Source organism: Stenotrophomonas acidaminiphila (assembly GCF_014109845.1).
GTDB classification, from domain to species: Bacteria; Pseudomonadota; Gammaproteobacteria; order Xanthomonadales; family Xanthomonadaceae; genus Stenotrophomonas; species Stenotrophomonas acidaminiphila.
Genome location: NZ_CP043567.1, coordinates 1,833,127 through 1,849,689 on the forward strand (window position 1 = coordinate 1,833,127; position 16,563 = coordinate 1,849,689).

13 protein-coding genes are annotated in these 16,563 nt (G+C 69.8%); 3 read left to right on the plus strand and 10 right to left on the minus strand.

Features of this window, described 5'->3' with window-relative positions; all coding sequences use genetic code 11:
* Positions 1–12 precede the first annotated feature (12 nt).
* The 4 genes from otsA to F0P95_RS08430 all read right to left on the minus strand — a co-directional run bounded on the left by otsA (position 13) and on the right by F0P95_RS08430 (position 6,518).
* Positions 13–1,380 (minus strand): alpha,alpha-trehalose-phosphate synthase (UDP-forming), encoded by a 1,368-nt coding sequence (gene otsA, locus F0P95_RS08415; protein ID WP_182336525.1) that lies wholly within the window; start codon positions 1,378–1,380, stop codon positions 13–15.
* On the minus strand, positions 1,377–3,158 hold the full coding sequence (locus F0P95_RS08420) for a glycoside hydrolase family 15 protein (RefSeq protein WP_182336527.1): 1,782 nt from the start codon (positions 3,156–3,158) through the stop codon (positions 1,377–1,379). The genes otsA and F0P95_RS08420 overlap by 4 nt, the downstream gene beginning before the upstream one ends.
* 85 nt (positions 3,159–3,243) lie before the next feature.
* Positions 3,244–3,987, minus strand: a complete 744-nt coding sequence (otsB, locus tag F0P95_RS08425) for a trehalose-phosphatase (protein ID WP_182336529.1) — start codon at positions 3,985–3,987, stop codon at positions 3,244–3,246.
* Between the two features lie 95 nt (positions 3,988–4,082).
* Positions 4,083–6,518: a TonB-dependent receptor plug domain-containing protein gene (locus F0P95_RS08430; RefSeq protein ID WP_182336531.1), complete on the minus strand. Its 2,436-nt coding sequence runs from the start codon at positions 6,516–6,518 to the stop codon at positions 4,083–4,085.
* A gap of 194 nt (positions 6,519–6,712) precedes the next feature.
* Here F0P95_RS08430 and F0P95_RS08435 point away from each other — a divergent pair, with 194 nt between their 5' ends.
* The 3 genes from F0P95_RS08435 (at position 6,713) to F0P95_RS08445 (ending at position 10,055) form a co-directional block, all read left to right on the plus strand.
* Positions 6,713–7,186 carry a DUF3574 domain-containing protein gene (locus F0P95_RS08435; RefSeq protein WP_182336533.1) on the plus strand — a complete coding sequence of 158 codons (474 nt, stop codon included), beginning with the start codon at positions 6,713–6,715 and terminating at the stop codon, positions 7,184–7,186.
* A 77-nt stretch (positions 7,187–7,263) separates the two neighbouring features.
* Positions 7,264–8,871 (plus strand): SulP family inorganic anion transporter, encoded by a 1,608-nt coding sequence (locus F0P95_RS08440; RefSeq protein ID WP_182336535.1) that lies wholly within the window; start codon positions 7,264–7,266, stop codon positions 8,869–8,871.
* Positions 8,872–9,203: 332 nt separating this feature from the next.
* Positions 9,204–10,055 carry an energy transducer TonB gene (locus F0P95_RS08445; RefSeq protein ID WP_182336537.1) on the plus strand — a complete coding sequence of 284 codons (852 nt, stop codon included), beginning with the start codon at positions 9,204–9,206 and terminating at the stop codon, positions 10,053–10,055.
* 157 nt (positions 10,056–10,212) lie between these two features.
* Here the strand turns inward: F0P95_RS08445 and F0P95_RS08450 are convergent, their stop codons facing one another.
* From F0P95_RS08450 to F0P95_RS08475, 6 genes are read right to left on the minus strand one after another with little or no spacing between them, the layout of a single operon-like run.
* A complete protein-coding gene (locus F0P95_RS08450) occupies positions 10,213–10,974 on the minus strand; it encodes an HvfC family RiPP maturation protein (protein ID WP_182336539.1) in 762 nt (253 codons plus the stop codon).
* Entirely contained in the window at positions 10,971–11,819 is an 849-nt protein-coding gene (locus tag F0P95_RS08455; protein WP_182336541.1) for an HvfB family MNIO-type RiPP peptide maturase, read from the minus strand. Before F0P95_RS08455 ends, F0P95_RS08450 begins: the two co-directional genes overlap by 4 nt.
* 16 nt (positions 11,820–11,835) lie before the next feature.
* Positions 11,836–12,174: an HvfA family oxazolone/thioamide-modified RiPP metallophore gene (locus F0P95_RS08460; protein ID WP_182336543.1), complete on the minus strand. Its 339-nt coding sequence runs from the start codon at positions 12,172–12,174 to the stop codon at positions 11,836–11,838.
* 54 nt (positions 12,175–12,228) lie between these two features.
* Positions 12,229–13,401, minus strand: coding sequence for a cytochrome-c peroxidase (locus tag F0P95_RS08465; RefSeq protein WP_182336545.1), 1,173 nt, complete (start codon positions 13,399–13,401; stop codon positions 12,229–12,231).
* Between the two features lie 5 nt (positions 13,402–13,406).
* Entirely contained in the window at positions 13,407–13,706 is a 300-nt protein-coding gene (locus F0P95_RS08470; protein WP_182336547.1) for a hypothetical protein, read from the minus strand.
* A 16-nt stretch (positions 13,707–13,722) separates the two neighbouring features.
* Positions 13,723–16,527, minus strand: a complete 2,805-nt coding sequence (locus F0P95_RS08475) for a TonB-dependent receptor plug domain-containing protein (RefSeq protein WP_182336549.1) — start codon at positions 16,525–16,527, stop codon at positions 13,723–13,725.
* Positions 16,528–16,563 lie beyond the last annotated feature (36 nt).

The window sequence follows — 16,563 nt, forward strand, 5'->3', positions numbered from 1 at the left end:
CGGCCGCGTCGCTCAGCCGCCCTCCAAAACCTGCAGGTAGTCGCGCCGCCAGCGGTTGATGTCGTACTCGCGCAGGTGCTCCATCATCGCCTGCCAGCGCTCGATGCGTTCACCGCGCGGCATGTTCGCCGCGGTGGCGATGGCGTCGGCGACGCCGTCCAGGTCGTGCGGGTTGACCAGCAATGCCTGCCTGAGTTCGTCGGCGGCACCGGCCAGCAGCGACAGCACCAGCACCCCGGGATCGTCCGGGTCCTGCGAGGCAACGTACTCCTTGGCCACCAGGTTCATGCCGTCGCGCAGCGGCGTCACCAGCCCCACCGCGGCTTCGCGGTAGAAGCCGGTCAGGGTGCTGTGCGCGTAGTTCTGGTTGACGTAGCGCAGCGGGGTCCAGTCGGCCTCGGCGTGGCTGCCGTTGATATGCCCGGCCAGCTGTTCCAGTTCGCTGCGCAGCGTGCGGTACTCGGCCACGCTGCCGCGCGAGACCGGCGCGATCTGCAGGAAGGTCATGCTGCCCTTCTGCTGCGGGTAGCGCGCCAGATAGCGCTCGAAGCCGTGGAAGCGCTCGGGCAGGCCCTTGGAATAGTCCAGGCGGTCCACGCCGATGGCCAGCTTGCGCTCCTGCAGGCTGTGCCGCAGCGCGCGCACCGGGCTGTTGCCGGTGGCCGCGCGCGCCTGCCGCGCGATGTGCGCGGTGTCGATGCTGATCGGGAACGCGGCGATGCGCACGCGGCGCCCGCCGGGCGCCTGGATGTGCGCCTCGTCGATGACGCGGCCGCCGCCGAACAGGCGCACCCACGACTGGAAGCGGTCCATGTCGCGCCGGGTCTGGAAGCCGAGCAGGTCGCAGGCATACAGCGCCGAGAACAGCGAGTGGTGTTCGGGCAAGGCCTGCACCAGGTCGGCCGAAGGCACCGGCACGTGCAGGAAGAAACCGATGCGGCAGCCGATGCCGCGCTCGCGCAGCAGCGCCGCCAGCGGGATCAGGTGGTAGTCGTGGATCCACACGATGTCGTCGTCGCGCAGCATCGGCGCGAGCCGGTCGGCGAACAGCGTGTTGACCCGCCAGTAGCCCTCGCGCTTGCTGCGGTCGTAGTCCACCAGGTCCAGGCGGAAGTGCAGCAGCGGCCACAGCGCGCGGTTGGAGAAGCCGTTGTAGTAGTTGTCCAGGTCGGCCCTGGACAGGTCCAGGGTGGCGTAGCGGATGTTGCCGTCGCTGTGTTCGTGCAGCTGCCCGCTGGGCCCGGCCACGCTGCGCCCGCTCCAGCCGAACCACAGGCCGCCGCGTTCCTTCAGCGCGGCCTGCAGCGCCACGGCAAGGCCGCCTGCGCGGTTCTCGCCGGGCAGCGCGACCCGGTTGGAAACCACCACCAGGCGGCTCACGAGGCCTCCTGCCAGCTGCGCGAAAGCCGCATCGCGGCGGTGATCAGGCCCACGTGCGAGTAGGTCTGCGGGAAGTTGCCCCATTGCTCGCCGTCGCTGAAGGCCAGGTCCTCGGACAGCAGCCCGAGGTGGTTGCGCCGCGCCAGCACGCTTTCGAACAGGGCGCGGGCCTCGTCCATGCGGCCGATCGCGGCCAGTGCGTCGATGTACCAGAACGTGCAGATGGTGAAGCTGGTTTCCGGCGCGCCGAAATCATCGGGGGCGACATAGCGGAACAGCGCGTCGCCGCGGCGCAGGCCGCGGCCGATGGCCTCCACCGTGGCGACATGGCGCGGGTCGTCCGCGTCGACGAAGCCGATATCGGCCAGCAGCAGCAGCGAGGCATCCAGGTGGGTACCGTCGAGGGTGTCGGTGAAATGGCCCAGCCGCGCGTTCCAGCCGTGCGCCAGCACCCGCCCGCGGATGTGGTCGGCGCGTTCGCGCCACAGCGCGGCGCGCTCGTGCAGTTCCAGGCGCACGGCGATCTTGGCCAGGCGGTCGCAGGCGGCCCAGCACATCGCGGCGGTATAGGTATGCACGGCGGTGCGGCCGCGGAATTCCCACAGCCCGGCGTCGGGGACGTCGTGCAGGGCATAGGCGCGTTCGCCCAGCGGTTCGAGCCGGGCGAAGGTATGCACGTCGCCGGGATCCTTCAGGCGCTGGTCGAAGAACAACTGGGTCGAGGCCAGTACCACCGAACCGTAGACATCGTGCTGCCGCTGCAGCCAGGCCAGGTTGCCGCGCCGCACCGGGCCCATGCCGCGGTAGCCGGCCAGCGATGGCACCTCGTGCTCGTCGAGCCGTTCCTCCAGACCGATGCCGTACAGCGGCTGCAGGCTGCCGTCGGTGGTGGCCAGGTTGAAGATGTAGCGCAGGAAGTCCTCCATCGTCCGGGTCGCGCCCAGCCGGTTGAGCGCGCGCACCACGAAGGCGGCATCGCGCAGCCAGCAATAGCGGTAATCCCAGTTGCGGGCGCTGCCCGGGGCCTCGGGAATGGAGGTGGTCATCGCCGCGATGATCGCGCCGCTGTCCTCGTACTGGCACAGCTTGAGGGTGATGGCGCTGCGGATCACCGCGTCCTGCCATTCCAGCGGGATGGACAGGTAGCGGGTCCATTCGCGCCAGTAGTCCTCGGTGCGCTGCTGCGCTTCCTGCGCGTAGCTGGCCAGCGAGCGGTCCAGCGGCTCGTCCACGCCCAGCACCAGTTCCATGGGGTGGGCGAGCACGAACGGCAGCGCCTCGCGGATGAAGCGCACCGGCACGTCGGTGGTCAGGCGCAGGGTGAAATCCGGCAGCAGCCAGCGCAGGTGGTTGCTGCCCCAGGTGCATTCGGGAACGCGTGCGCCCCAGTCGGCCAGCGGCCGCGCCAGCACGCGGATGCGCGGGTTGCCGGCCAGCGGGCGGATGCGCCGGATCAGGCTCGGCGGACGGTAGAAGCGGTCGTTGCGGCGCCAGCGCGGGGCGAAGTCGATCACTTCCACCTGGCCGCCATGGGCGTCGCGCAGCACCGTGCGCAGGATCGCGGTGTTGGTGATGTAGTGCTGCTCGCTGCCGGCGTAGTCCTCCAACTCGATGGCGAAGTCGCCGCCGTCATGTTCGCGCGGCGACAGCAGCGCGCAGAACGCCGGATCGCCGTCGAACGCGGGCAGGCAACTCCACGCCACGCGGGCATGGCGGTCGATCAGGGCGCCGAAACTGCCATTGCCGATGACGCCCATCTCGAGGTTGGCTTGAAGCATCGCTTCCTCCATGCTGGTGGGGAGGCCAGGCCTCCCCGGGGTGCGACCGCGCATGCGACCGGTGACCCGGTGGCGCGGCATGGCATCAGGCCGCGCCCGCGCGCAGCCAGTCGTGCATCGCGGCCACGTCCGGCAGGGCGTGGCGCGCCTGGGTCGGGGAACGGTCGCCGACCAGGATCCCGTAACCGCCCAGCCGCGTCGCCGCGGCGAAGCCGTACTCGTCGGTGAGGTCGTCGCCGACGAACACCGGGTAGCGCCCGGCGAATGGCGCCGCGCCCATCAGCGCGGTAATCGCGGTGCCCTTGTCGTGGCTGGCAGACACCAGTTCGACGACGTGGTTGCCCGGTTGCAGGCGCACGCCCGGCAGCCGCGGCAGCTGTGCGCGCGCGAACGCGTCCACCGCCTGCGCGGCATCCGGGGCGTTGCGCCAGTGCAGGGCCAGGGCCTGGCCCTTGGCTTCCACGCGCACGCCGGGATGCGCATGCGCGAAGCGCATCGCCTGCACGTGCAGTTCGTGCAGCCAGTGCGCGGTCTCGGTGGCCGGTACCGCGGCTTCGGTGCCGTGCCGCAGCTGCGTCCCGTGCAGGCCGGCGGCCGGCAGCCGCAAGGGCGCGAACAACTGGTCCAGCTGTGCCAGCGGGCGGCCACTGACCAGTGCCAGGGCGCCGTCGAGGCGCTCGCCGATGCGGGCGATCCAGTCACGGACGCCCGGAGACAGGCGCACATCTTCAGGTTGCGCGGCGAACCCGACCAGCGTGCCGTCGACATCGAGGAACAATGCGCACGCCGGATCCAGCGCGGGAGGCGGGCTGATGGACGCTTTGAGCATGCGCCCACCATGCCATGCGCGGCGTGAGCAGAAAGTTATCGCAGCGCCGTGGGACAGCTGGAAACCGGGCGCTGGTCCCGGTTTCCAGCACAGGGTCAGAACGCGTAGCGCACGCGGCCGTACCAGTACGCGCCGTTGCTGCCGATCGGCGACAACACGTCATAGGGCAGGTTGCCGAAGTAGTGGATGTCCTGGTTGGAGCGGTCCGGGTAGTTGTCGGTCAGGTTCTGCCCACCGACGGCCACGCTCCACGCCGGGGTGATGCGGTATTCCACTTCCGCATCCAGCTGCCATTCCGCGCCATAGGTCTGGGTCGGAGTGAAGCCGCCACCGAAATCGAACACGCGGCGGGCGCTGCCATGGCGGCTCAGGCGGCTGCTGAGCGACCAGCGGTCGTCGGCCCAGCTCGCCGCCAGCTGTGCGCGGGTGCGCGGCGCGGCATCGGTGAGGGTATTGCTTTCCTCCACGCCGAACAGCACGTAGCCCGGATCCAGCGCGAGCAGCTGCGGCGGCGTGGCCAGCACGTTCTTCAGCTCGGTCCTGGCGTAGCTCCAGGTGCCGGTGAGCAGCAGGTCGCCGCCGCCCAGCGTCTGCCGCCAGTTGGCGACGAACTCGGCGCCGCGGGTGCGGGTGTCGGCGGCATTGACGAAGTAGTGCGCGCTTTCCAGCCCGCCCACGCCGAAGCGCTGTTGCACGAAGTCGGTCAGTGCGTCGCCGGTGATGCTCTCCGACAGCGCGATGCGGTCGTCGATGTCGATCTGGAACAGGTCCAGCGACAGGTCCAGGTGGTTGCCGATCTGGCTGGTGAAACCGAGGCTGTAGTTGATCGACTTCTCCGGCTTCAGGTCGCGGGCGCCCAGCGCGCGCGCGATCGGGTTGTTCACCGACAGCAGCCGGCCCTGCACCAGCTGGCCGCCGGCGGTGTAGCCGGTGGAGGTGGATTCGAACCCGGTCTGGCTCAGCGACGGCGCGTGGAAGTTGTTGGAGATGGCGCCGCGCAGCGCGAACGCCGGAGCGAACGCATAGCGTGCGCCGAGCTTGCCGGTGAGCTCGCCGCCGAAGTCCTGGTAGTGCTCGTAGCGTGCGGCGATGTCGGTGGAGAATTTCTCGCCGAAGGTCGAGGACAGGCTGGTGTAGGCGCTGGCCACGTCGCGGGTGAGGTGCGCTTCGTCCTGCGGGGTCAGGCCGCCGCCGGCCTGCGAGCCGGTCGGGCGGTCGGTGTACGGGCCGGCGGCGTAGCTGGCCGGGTCGCCGGCGCCGGTCCCGTAGCGTTCGTGGCGCGCTTCCACGCCGAAGCCGAGGCTGTGGCTGTCGTCCGCACGCACGAAGATGCGGCCGACATCGAGGTTGGCCACGGTCTGCTCGAACGCGTAATCGCCGGTCTTGAAGCGGGTGGGACTGGCCGGGCCGAGCGAGGCGTTGAGCGAATCGCGCAGGCGGTAGGTGAACTCGTTGCGGCCGTGGTCGAGGCTGGCGTCGTAGTTCCACTCGCCCCACTGGCCGCGCGCACCGGCCACCAGCTGCACGTCGAGGTTCTCGCCTTCGGAGACGGGGCGGTAGCCGTGCGGGTAGAGCTGCTTCCAGTTGGCTTCGCCGTCGGGATAGCGGAAGTAGTTGGCGCCTTCGGTATCGCGCTGGTTGTAGGTACCGAACGCATAGGCCTTGGAGGTGGCGCCGAACGGGATTTCGGTGTTGAACCAGGCGTTGAGATCCTTGCTGGCGCCGTCGCCCAGGGCGTAGTTGCGCTTGCCGGCCAGGGCCAGGTTGTCGGGGGTCTGTGCCTCCCATGGCGGGATCTGGTCGAACCCGGCGCGGTTGGTGGCTTCGCGGTTCTTCAGTTCCAGGCCGACGCGCAGGAAGCCGCCGTCATCGCCCAGCGCGGTGCCGACCTTGGCGCTGAGAAAGCCGGTCTGGCCGTCGGTCAGGGTGCGGCCGATCGGCTTGAGGTCGGTATGGTGGGCACCGAAGCTGGCTTCGATGGCGCCGCCCTCGGGGGCGTCGTCGAGGATCACGTTGATCACCCCCGCCACCGCATCGGAGCCGTACAGCGCGCCGGCGCCGTCGCGCAGTACTTCGATGCGCTTGATGGCGCTGACCGGGATGGCGTTGAAGTCCACCGGCGTGGTGCCCTTGCCGATCTTGCTGTCGGTGTTGACCAGCGCCGAGTTGTGGCGGCGCTTGCCGTTGACCAGCACCAGCACCTGGTCCGGCGACAGCCCGCGCAGCTGCGCCGCGCGCACGTGGTCGGCACCGCCGGAATTGGATTGCCGCGGGAAGTTGAACGACGGCAGCAGCGCCTGCAGCGCGCTGCCGAGTTCGCCGTTGACCACGCCGGCCTTGCGGATGTCCTCGGCGGTGAGCACGTCCACCGGCGAGGTGGATTCCAGTACGGTGCGGTCGCTGGCGCGGGTGCCGGTGACGATCACGGTGTCGAGCGTGGTCGCCGGGCCGGATGCCTCCTGGGCATAGGCGGGCGAGGACAATGCCAGCACGACGGCCAGGCCGAGCGGTGCCGGGGAAATACGGGCCATGGGGGGAACTCCGGGGTGACGTGGGGAAGGGAGTCCGGATGCTTTGTTACATTCATCCGGATGGAGCGATATGTTATCTTCGCGTGATGCCGCTGCCCGGTGCAAGCCCCGCGTGGCATCAGCTCATCCGTAAACGTGATATGCCGCTGCAGGGACGGGTACGCCATCCTTGCGGGGCCTTCCAGAGGTCATCCATGAAGTCATCCGCTTTCCTGTTCCCGCTGCTGCTGTGCCTGGCCGGAGTTGCCGCCGCCGCCCCTCCCGCTGAGCCGCCGGCGGCGACCGCCGCGCTGCATGGCGACGCCGCGCGCCCGGCGGAGGGCGCGCACTGGGTGCGCAGCGAGCTGTACTTCGGCGTGGGCCGGGAGGACGGCGAATCCAGCCGCGTGCAGACCGACGCGATCAGCCAGGCGCAGTGGCGCGCGTTCCTCGACGGCGAAGTGACGCCGCGCTTCCCCGACGGCCTGACCGTGTTCGATGCGTACGGCCAGTGGTTGTTCCGCGGCGCGGCCGGACCCGAGCGGCTGCGCACCAAGGTGCTGGTGGTGCTGCACGAGGACACGCCGCAGCGCCGCAACGACATCGAGGCGATCCGCCTGGCATGGAAGCAGGCCACCGGCCACCAGTCGGTGCTGTGGGCGCGCCAGGCGGTGGACGTCTCGTTCTGAGCATCGCGTGAGCCGGGCCGGGGCGTGGCATCCGTGTCCCGGCAGTGGTTTTCCTCCTTCTTTTCGCTGGTCCATCCATGGCTCCCCACTCCGCAGCCCCGCGCCCGCGCTGGTTCGTCGCCGGCGACCTCAACGGCTTTTTCGGCCTGGTGGTCGACAACCTGTCCATCCTCGGCTTCATCGCCATGGCACTGGTGGGCATCTTCCAGTTCCCGGCCGAGGTGGTGTTCGGGCGCATGTTCCCGGGTACCGCCTTCGGCGTGCTGGTGGGCAACCTGCTGTACACGCTGATGGCGCGGCGGCTGGCCGCGCGCAGCGGCCGCGACGATGTCACCGCGATGCCGCTGGGGCTGGACGCCCCGACCAGCATCGGCATGGCGCTGCTGGTACTGGGCCCGGCCTTCGCCGGCTTCCGCCAGCAGGGCATGGAACCGCACGCTGCGGCGATGGCCACCTGGCAGCTGGGCATGGCGGCGCTGGTGATCATGGGCGTGCTCAAGCTGGTGCTGTCGTTCTTCGGCGAGGCGGTGACCCGCGCGCTGCCGCGGGCCGCGCTGCTGGGCTCCATCGCCGGCATCGCGCTGGTGTTGATGGGACTGCTGCCGCTGCTGGAGGCCCTGCGCTCGCCGGTGGCCGGCTTCGTCACCCTGGGCCTGCTGCTGTACGTGCTGGTCGCCAAGGGGCGCCTGCCGGTACCCGCACCGGGGGTGCTGGTGGCCTTCGTCGTCGGTACCGCGCTGTACTACGGGCTGGGACTGGCGGGGCTGGGGGCACCGGGTTTCGCCCTGCCGCAGTGGACGCCGCCGCAGGTGGTGCTGCCGCTGCCGACGCTGGGCTTCATCGACGGCCTGCCGGCGGCGCTGGACTACCTGCCGCTGCTGCTGCCGTTCGGCCTGCTGATGGTGGTCGGCGGCATCAACGTGTCCGAGAGCGCGCGCGCGGCCGGCGACGACTACCGCACGCGCGACATCCTGCTGGTCGAGGCCGTGGCCACGCTGGTGGCCGGGCTCTGCGGCGGCGTCGCCCAGACCACCCCGTATATCGGCCAGCCGGCCTACAAGCACATGGGCGCACGCAGCGGCTACACGCTGCTGACCGGCCTGTTCGTCGGCATCGGCGGCATGCTCGGGGTGATCTCGGGGCTGGTGCAGTGGCTGCCGCTGGCGGTACTGGCGCCGATCATCGTGTACGTGGCCATCGACATCACCACCCAGGCGTTCGAGGCCACGCCTAAGCGGCATGCCGCGGCGATGGTGCTCGGCTTCCTGCCCTCGGTGGCCTACCTGCTGGCGATCAAGGCCCCGGGCTGGATCGCGCCGGAGCGGCTGCTGGAGCTGACCACCACGCTGGACGGCCATGGCCTGCCGGAACTGGCGGTGATCTTCGCCCTGGGCAACGGCTTCATCATCACCGCGATGCTGTGGATCGCCATGCTGGTGGCGATGATCGAGCAGCAGCCGCGGCGCGCCTCGGTGCTGCTGCTGGTGGCCGCGCTGCTGACCCTGTTCGGCCTGATCCACTCGGTCGATCCGCGCGGCGGCGTGTACCTGCCGTGGGCACTGCAGGGGCTGCAGCGGAGCATCAGCTGGCAGTTCGCCGGCGCCTACGTGGCGCTGGCGGCGGTACTGGCCCTGCTCGGTTCGTTCCGGCCAGCAGGAGGCAAGGGCGCCCGGGCAGAGGGATAAGCCCGGTCCCGCGCTCCGGGTGATCCGGGGCGGCGATCGAACGAAGTACGGAGCGGGCAGGGGCCATCCGGTTTCCGGCAAGGCGGCCGGGTGAGTCAGCCGGGATTGCGGGCACTGCCCATTGGCGTTGCCGGGCTGTCGCCTCGCTTCGGATGAGGGGGCGTTGCCGGCAGGGGGCGGGCGATCTTCCTGTTGATTCGCAAGGTATCGGTGCGCGCGGGGCAGCCGGGGAATCCGTTTCAGCGGACAGCCGGCAGGGTGCGGTGCCTGCGCGGGGGCATGTGCCTGGGAGCCCGTGCCCCGGGTATAATTTGAGAATGATTATCATGTTCATGATGGCCGGCGCGATCTACGGGGCGCCGGCGGCAGCGGAGATCCTCCCGATGCGGAGGCGCCCGGGAGGGGCTGCCTTGAGCGCGCCGCCCGGCCGGGCCGGCATGATGCGTGCGAAATGCACGCTGGCCGATCATGAGCAGCGCATGCATTGGCTGGCGGCGGCAAGCACCGTGCTGCTGCACCTGGCCGTAGCGGTGGGCGTGTTGGGGGGCTGGGCACGGATGCCGGTGCCGGCGAAGGTTGCGGAGGAGACCGTGCGGGTGCAGTTGAGCCTGCTGCCGCCCGCGGCCCCGGCGATGCCGGTGGCGCAGTTGCAGGCACCGACGCCGACCCCCGACAGCACGGCGTCGCCGCCGCGCTCCTCCGCCGCGCTGGCGCCGCCGACTTCCGAACGGGTGCTGGCCGAGGCCATGCCTGCGGCCGCGCAGTTTCCCGACATGGTTGCCGAAGCGATACCGGAGCCGTCCTCATCGCCCGCGTCGCCGGATCAAGCCGCCGAACGCAGCCAGCAGGCTGCGCCGCCCGCACCCTCGCTGCCGCCGGCGCCGCGCCATGCGGGCAGAACGCAGGCGAACTGGACCGGCGAGGTGCTGGCCCGGCTGGAGCGGTTCCGCCACTATCCGCGCGCGGCACAGGTCGCGCGGCAGCAAGGGGTGGCCTACGTGCACGTGCGCATCGACCGGCAGGGGCGCGTGTTGTCGGTGGCATTGCAACGCAGCAGCGGCCATGCGTCCCTCGACGAGGAGGCATTGCAGACCTTCCATCGCGCGCAGCCGCTGCCAGCGCCACCGGCTTCGCTGCCCGACCCGGTGGAACTGGAAGTGCCGGTGGAGTTCTTCCTGCGCTGAAGCGCAGCACGCCGCGGCGCTGCTGCGGCCGCAAGCACACCTGCTCACCGGGTCGTGGCCCTTCCGGGCGGACGTGTGCGGGCATATCCGGCGCCTCCTGCGCTCCACCCTGGCGTGCGGATGACAAGGGCGCCCGCGGCGTCGAAGCCCGCGCCGGTCAATCGGCCGGGTCGGGCCGGATGCCGAGCACGACGCCTTGCTGCCGCCAGTGCCGCAGCAGGTCGTACCCGGTTGCCATGAATGCGGCGGGATCGGGCGCGGCGGTTTCACCGGCCAACCGGGCAAGTGCTTCGGCCGCGCTCGGCGGTCGTGGCTGGGCCAGCCATTCCAGCAGGCGGAAACTGGCCGGGCTGAGCTCGGCGAAACACACCTCGCCGGTTGGCGCACGCCACACCAGCAGCAGTGTCGGCATGGCCGGCGGCGTGTCCTCGGGCAGCCGATCCCCGCCGAGGCGATGCACCGGCCAGCGGTAGGCCAGCGCGCGCAGCCATGGCGACAACACCGGGGTGCCGGTGTGCAGGTCTCCCTCCGTGAGGTGCGCCGGCGCCGGATCGTCGGCGGTCTGCAGGGTCAGTTCGACTGCTTCGTAGTGCGCCAGTTCGACCAGCCAGGCCGGTGCTTCGGCCTGTGGGGTCTGCAGGTAGGCGACGAATTCGGACGGGATCCGGGCGAACAGCGGGCTCTGGCAGCGGTGCCGGGCATGGAAGTGGCGTACCCGGGCTTGCCATGCGTTTTCCCCGAGCAGGGTCCGGCAGACGGGGAAGGCGGCGTCCAGCATGCGTTGCAGGTTGCCGAGGACCAGCTCGCGGTACAGCGCCAGCCGGCGCGCCTCGATGCCGGGCGGTGGCGGCGCATGGTCCGGGTCGCGGAGATGGTGGGCGAACTGCAACTGCTGCCGGCGCAACGTGTCCTGGTTCATCGCGGCCGCCCGGGCATGGCGGCGGCCTGGATGCGGCGGATGCGCGCCACTTCGTCCAGCAGCTCGGGCAGCGGCGGAAAACCAAAGTCGCGCTCCAGCAGGGTGGGGCGTACGCCGTGGAGGTCGAAGGCCAGCGCCAGCAACCCCCAGACCGGCTCGCTCACCGCGCTGCCATGGGTGTCTACCTTCAGATCCGGCGCGACATCCAGATGCCCGGCAACGTGGTAGCCCGCGACCCGCCGGGAGGGCATGCGCGCGATGAAACCGGCGGCGTCATAGCCGTGATTGACGGCGTTGACCTGCACGTTGTTGACGTCCAGCAGCAGATCGCAGTCGGCCGCATCGAGCACCGCATTGATGAAGTCGGCCTCGTCCATGTCGCGCCAAGGGGCGGCGTAGTAGGCGATGTTCTCCACGGCGATGCGCCGCCCCAGCAGGTCCTGGGCCTGGCCGATGCGTGCGGCCACGTGGCGCACGGCCGCTTCGGTGAAGGGCAGCGGCAGCAGGTCGTACAGGTGGCCCTCGTCGGTGCAGTAGCTCAAGTGTTCGCTGTAGTGGCGTACGCGGTGGCGGTCGAGGAAGGCACGGGTGCGGGCGAGGAATTCCCGGTCCAGCGGCTCCGGCCCGCCCAGCGACAGCGACAGGCCGTGGCAGGTCAGCGGATGACGGGCGGCCAGCGCGGCCAGTGCCTCGCCCGGTGGGCCACCGATGCCGACCCAGTTGTCGGGCGCGCATTCGAGGAAATCGAAGGCGCCATCGGGCGCTGCGGCCAGCTCCGCCAGCAGGTCCCGCCGCAGGCCGAGTCCGGCCGATGCGGCAGGCAGGGAGGAGGCGGGGGCCGGCATGCCGAAGGCCGTAACGTCAGCGCCCGGCGCGTGGCGATGGTGCGGCGGCAGCCGCATCCGTGGCGGGCTGTGCCTGCTGCGGCTTGGGCTTGGCGTTGGCAGCAGGGGCAGGAGCCGGGGCCGGGGCGGCCGCAGGAGTGGCGGGGGTAGCGGGTGCGTGGGCCCCGCACTTGCCTTCGCCGCACTTGCCTTCCTGGGCCTTCTTCGCCACGGCCGGGGCGGCCTGCGGGCTGGCGGCTGCATCCTGTGCGTAGCCGCCGGCCAGCGCCTGCACGGCGAAGGTGGAGCCGGCCAGTGCGAGGCTGCCGGTCAGGGCCGAGCGGAGGATGCGGGAGGTCGAGGTGTCGTCAGGCATGGGAGTCTCCGGGTGCGGCCGGGCCGCAAGGAATGAGGGAATTGCGAAGGCAGGCTACAGGCTTTGCAGGAATTCGGTGATGGCTTCCAGCTCGGTCTTGTGCAGGTCCAGCACTTTCAGCAGCGGGTCCGGTTGCGGAAACAACGGGTCGTCGGCCTGTTCCGGCGTCGGTTGCGGGCGCGGCATGCCGACGTTGTACATGTTGACGATACCGCGCATCTGGGTGAATCCGCCCGTATGCATCCACGGTCCGGTACTGCTCACGTTGCGCAGCGAAGGGGTGCGGAACTTGCCGCTGTCGGCGGGGTCGCCGGTGATTTCGTAGCGGCCCAGGTCCTGTTGCGGACGGCCATAGAAGTGCAGGCCGAGGTTGTGGAAGCCGTTGTTGGTCAGGGCCGGGCCGCTGTGGCAGTTCATGCAGCGCGCATGGGTGCGGAACAGGTGCAGGCCCCACAGCTGCTGGTCGCCGAGCAGGTTGCGGTTGCCTTCGAGGAAACGGTCGAAGCGGTTGTTGCGTGGCACCAGCGTGCGCTCGTAGGCGGCGATGGCCTGGCCTACTTCGCGCACGCTGATCCTGCGGCTGCCGAACACGCGGGCGAATTCGGCCGGGTAATCCTTGCTGCGGTTCAGGCGGCGCTCCAGCTCCCGGGTGGTGAAGGCCATTTCCCGGGAATCCTGGATCGGAAACGCGGCCTGTTCTTCCAGCGTGGCGGCGCGTCCGTCCCAGAACAGGGGATGCGCATACGCGGCCATCGCCACGCTCATCGCGTTGCGCTTGCCGGCCTGGCGGTCGTGGCCGAAGGACACCTTGCGGCCATCGCCCCAGCCCAACTGGCGGTCGTGGCAGCTGGCGCAGGCGATCTGCCCGGAGCGCGACAGGCGTGGATCCTCGAACAGCTTCCTGCCCAGTGCGATCTTTTCCGGGGTACCCGGGTTGTCGGCCGGCTCGGGAGGGCGTTTCGGCAGCGGCGCCAGCTCCTGCCATTGCACGCCCTCGTCGATGTGGGGCGCGGGCCATTGCGCGACCGGCAGGGCATAGACGCGGCGCAGGCAATCGAAATCGATGCCCGGCGCGCTCGGTGCGATGCGCTGGCGGCATTGCTCCAGCGTGGGTGTGGCGTCCGGCGCATTGGCGCCGGTTTGCGCCTGGGCGACGTACAGGCTGCCCACCGAGCACAACAGCAGGGTGGCGGGCAGCAGGCGTGATGGAGAAAGGATGCGTGGCATTCGAGTCAGAACCCGGTGGCGATCATGGAGAGGCGTGCCGCCACCGGCCAGACTGGAATCATCGGCAGGCGCAGTGGCCGGCGGATACGGTCTGCAAAGGGAAGCGGCACCCGCCCGGGCAGAAGGCCGGCGGCAGCCAACAACAGGCTGCCGCCGGCCAACACGTTGCGGGCATGCGCAGTGCCAATGGACACACCCGGCGGGGGCAGCAGCACGATCTGCAATGCCACCATCGCCAACGCTGCCCAGATCCGCGCGTCGGCGATGCGGGCCGGTCGGACATGCAACGCGGCAGGCGTGCTCATCGTCTGCATCTCCCGGTCAGAACCTGTAACCCAGTTCCAGCCAGAAGCTGCGGCCAGCCTCGTAGTACATCGAGCTGGAGGTGGTGCCGCTGATCTTGTTGGCGCGGTTCAGGATGTTGGCGACTTCGACGCGGGCATAGGCCTGCTGCTCGCGTGGCAGCTCCAGGGTGTATTCGAAGGTGCTGTCGAAGGTGAAGGCGCGCGGGTAGTCGCGGTCGACGTAGGCGTCCAGGCTCTCGCCGTTGTAGTCGCCGCTGCCGTCCCTGACGATGTCGCGGAAGCCGGCGCGGTAGCGCAGGAAATTGCTCCACAGCAATTCGCCGTGCCCCAGCGGCAGGCGGGTCTGGGTGGACAGGCGAGCGGTCCACTTGCGCGCAAAGTCCCTGGCCGGCAGGTCGTACAGCCACACCGGCTCGCCCTTGTACAGGACCCGCTCGTCGCTGGCATCGCTCCAGCTGGTCTGGTAGTCGGTGTAGTTGCGTTTGGTGTCGGTGTAGTCGAAGGCAAACTGCAGCCTGGTATGGCTGCGGCCCCAGTCCAGCGTCTGCGCCGGGGCGGCGCTCAAGGTGTGGATGCTGCTCCGGCTGCGGCCCTTGTTGACGTACTGGTAGACGCTGGTGGAGTAGTAGCCGCTGGCGTCGCCGCTGCGCACCGATTGGCGCAGCACTTCGTCCTTGTTGTCGCGGTTGACGTATTTCAGGCTGACGTCCCAGCCCTTCCAGTGCTGGTCGAAGCCGAGGGTCCATTCGTCGGTGTGGGGGATGTCCACCTCGGAGATGCGGTTGGTCGAGGTCGCCAGGGTTCCGGTCACGCTGTCCCACGAGGTGCTGCTGCTGGTGCGCAGCTTGATCTCGGTCAGGCGTTCGCGGCCTTCGCGCAGCAGGTAGCTGAAGAAATTGCGCCCGTAGTAGCGGTTGACGCCTGCGGTCAGCACCGATTCGCGGTTGCCGAGGATGTCCCAGGACGTGGCCAGGCGCGGCGACAGCGTGGTCCGGTTCCAGATGTTGTCGTCCTCCACGCGCAGGCCGGGACGCACGCTCCAGTTGCCCATGCGGATGTCGTCCTGCACCCAGCCGGCCCATTCGCTGCCGCTGACGCTGAACCTGCCGGCGTGGTAGGTGGTCAGGCGGCGGAAGTACTGGCCCTGGCCGGCCACCAGGATGGGGGCCGCGACCGTACCGGTGGAGGCATGCACCGGAGACAGCGAGCAGCCGTCGCTGTCCACGCTGCCGTTGCTGAAGGCGCAACGGGTGGTGGCGTAGGGCTGCAGGTAGCTGAAGTGGTCGTTCAGGCGCTCGTAGTCGGCCTTGCGCTGCTGGTAGGACGCGCCGAACTGCAGCGTGTGGCGGCTGGCGCCCCAGTCGAAGGCCGCGCGGTTGGCCTCGAACCGGTAGCCGGTTTTGCGGTCGTGCTGGTCGATGTTGCCCCAGCTGCCCTCGAAGCTGCTGTTGTTCACGCCCCAGTCGTGGGCGTCGGATCTGGCCCAGGCCTTCCAGTAGTCCACCTGGCTGCGGCGCGAGCTTTCCAGGTCGCTGTAGCTGAGCGTGTTGTTGAACGACCACGCGGCGCGTTCCAGGTTGGCACGCAGGCTGAGCACGGGGCCGCCCTGCTTTATGTCGAACCAGGCGTCCCTGGCGTTCATGATGAAGTAGCGGTCGTCGGTGGGCGCATGGACCAGGTTCGCGCCCAGCGTCAGCCCTTCGCCGTTGCTCCAGTCCAGATTGAGGGTGGCGGCGGTGTTTTCGCGGGTCTGGGTCTTGCTGTTGGCATCGGTCGTGCTGGCGTTGCCTGCGCTGTAACCGCGCAGCGGGATGTCCGAACGCGTGCGGGTGAGCGTGCCGATCATGCCGATGCCGGCGGCGGTGCGGCCTTCCAGGCGCACCCCGAACTTGTACTTGTCGTAGCTGGGCTGGTAAGCGAACGTGGCCGACTGGTCCCAGGTGGTTTCCTGGCCGCGTGGAATGATGACCTCGTCCCAGGCCGAGCGCGCCATGCGCAACCAGACCTTGCCGTGGAGTGCGTCGCCGGCCTTGCGCGTCTGTGCATCGACCACGCCGCCGGTGAAGTTGCCGAAGCTGGCGGGCACGTTGCTGTCATAGACGGTCACGCTTTCCAGCATGTCGGTGTCGATGGCGATGCCCTGCGACTGGCTGGGTACGTCGTTGATGTTGTTGACGTCGGCGACGGAGGTGAAGGCGTTGGCCGGGTCGATGTCATTGTTGACGCTGACGCCGTCGAGCAGGAACGCGTTCTGGTAGAACGGCGCGCCGTTGATGCTGATGTCGGCCGGGCGGATTTCGCCGCCGTTGCGCGAGCTGCGCGCGGTTTCGCCGGACTGCACCGCCGGGTTGATGCGCAGCAGGGTGGCGAGGTCGCCGTTGCCCTTGTTGGTGTCCTGGATGTAGGCCTGGTCCAGCACGGCACCTTCCGAATAGGGGAAGGCGCGCTGCGCGCCGATGCGCAGCGGTGCCAGCGCTATCGTGCCGTTGCCGGCCGGTGCCTTTTCCAGCGTGTAGCTGCCGTCGGACAGGGCGATCAGGCGCAGGCCGGAGCCCGCCAGCAGGCGTTCCAGCCCTTCACGGTCGCCGACCGGGCCACGCAGCGCGGGCGCCTGCAGGCCCGTGGTCAGCGCCGGTTGGTAGGCCAGGGCGATGCCGCGCTGGCTGGCGAAGGCGGCCAGCGAGCGGCCGAGCGGACCGGCCGGCAGCTCGGCGTTCGTCCCGGACCGGGCAGCGGCTGCGGGAACGAAGGGTGACAGCGGGGTTGCGGCGAGGGCGGCTGCGAGCAGGCTGACGCGGAACGGGGAGGGCAGTCGGCGCATGGGGAATGTTCGGAATGAAGGGGATACGTAGTGCTT

Excerpts from the sequence above, each read along its gene's own strand:
- F0P95_RS08420 (WP_182336527.1), bottom strand. The coding sequence starts at position 3,158 with ATGCTTCAAGCCAACCTCGAGATGGGCGTCATCGGCAATGGCAGTTTC.
- otsB (WP_182336529.1), bottom strand. The coding sequence starts at position 3,987 with ATGCTCAAAGCGTCCATCAGCCCGCCTCCCGCGCTGGATCCGGCGTGC.
- F0P95_RS08430 (WP_182336531.1), bottom strand. The coding sequence starts at position 6,518 with ATGGCCCGTATTTCCCCGGCACCGCTCGGCCTGGCCGTCGTGCTGGCA.
- F0P95_RS08435 (WP_182336533.1), top strand. The coding sequence starts at position 6,713 with ATGAAGTCATCCGCTTTCCTGTTCCCGCTGCTGCTGTGCCTGGCCGGA.
- F0P95_RS08440 (WP_182336535.1), top strand. The coding sequence starts at position 7,264 with ATGGCTCCCCACTCCGCAGCCCCGCGCCCGCGCTGGTTCGTCGCCGGC.
- F0P95_RS08445 (WP_182336537.1), top strand. The coding sequence starts at position 9,204 with ATGATGGCCGGCGCGATCTACGGGGCGCCGGCGGCAGCGGAGATCCTC.
- F0P95_RS08450 (WP_182336539.1), bottom strand. The coding sequence starts at position 10,974 with ATGAACCAGGACACGTTGCGCCGGCAGCAGTTGCAGTTCGCCCACCAT.
- F0P95_RS08455 (WP_182336541.1), bottom strand. The coding sequence starts at position 11,819 with ATGCCGGCCCCCGCCTCCTCCCTGCCTGCCGCATCGGCCGGACTCGGC.
- F0P95_RS08460 (WP_182336543.1), bottom strand. The coding sequence starts at position 12,174 with ATGCCTGACGACACCTCGACCTCCCGCATCCTCCGCTCGGCCCTGACC.
- F0P95_RS08465 (WP_182336545.1), bottom strand. The coding sequence starts at position 13,401 with ATGCCACGCATCCTTTCTCCATCACGCCTGCTGCCCGCCACCCTGCTG.
- F0P95_RS08470 (WP_182336547.1), bottom strand. The coding sequence starts at position 13,706 with ATGAGCACGCCTGCCGCGTTGCATGTCCGACCGGCCCGCATCGCCGAC.
- F0P95_RS08475 (WP_182336549.1), bottom strand. The coding sequence starts at position 16,527 with ATGCGCCGACTGCCCTCCCCGTTCCGCGTCAGCCTGCTCGCAGCCGCC.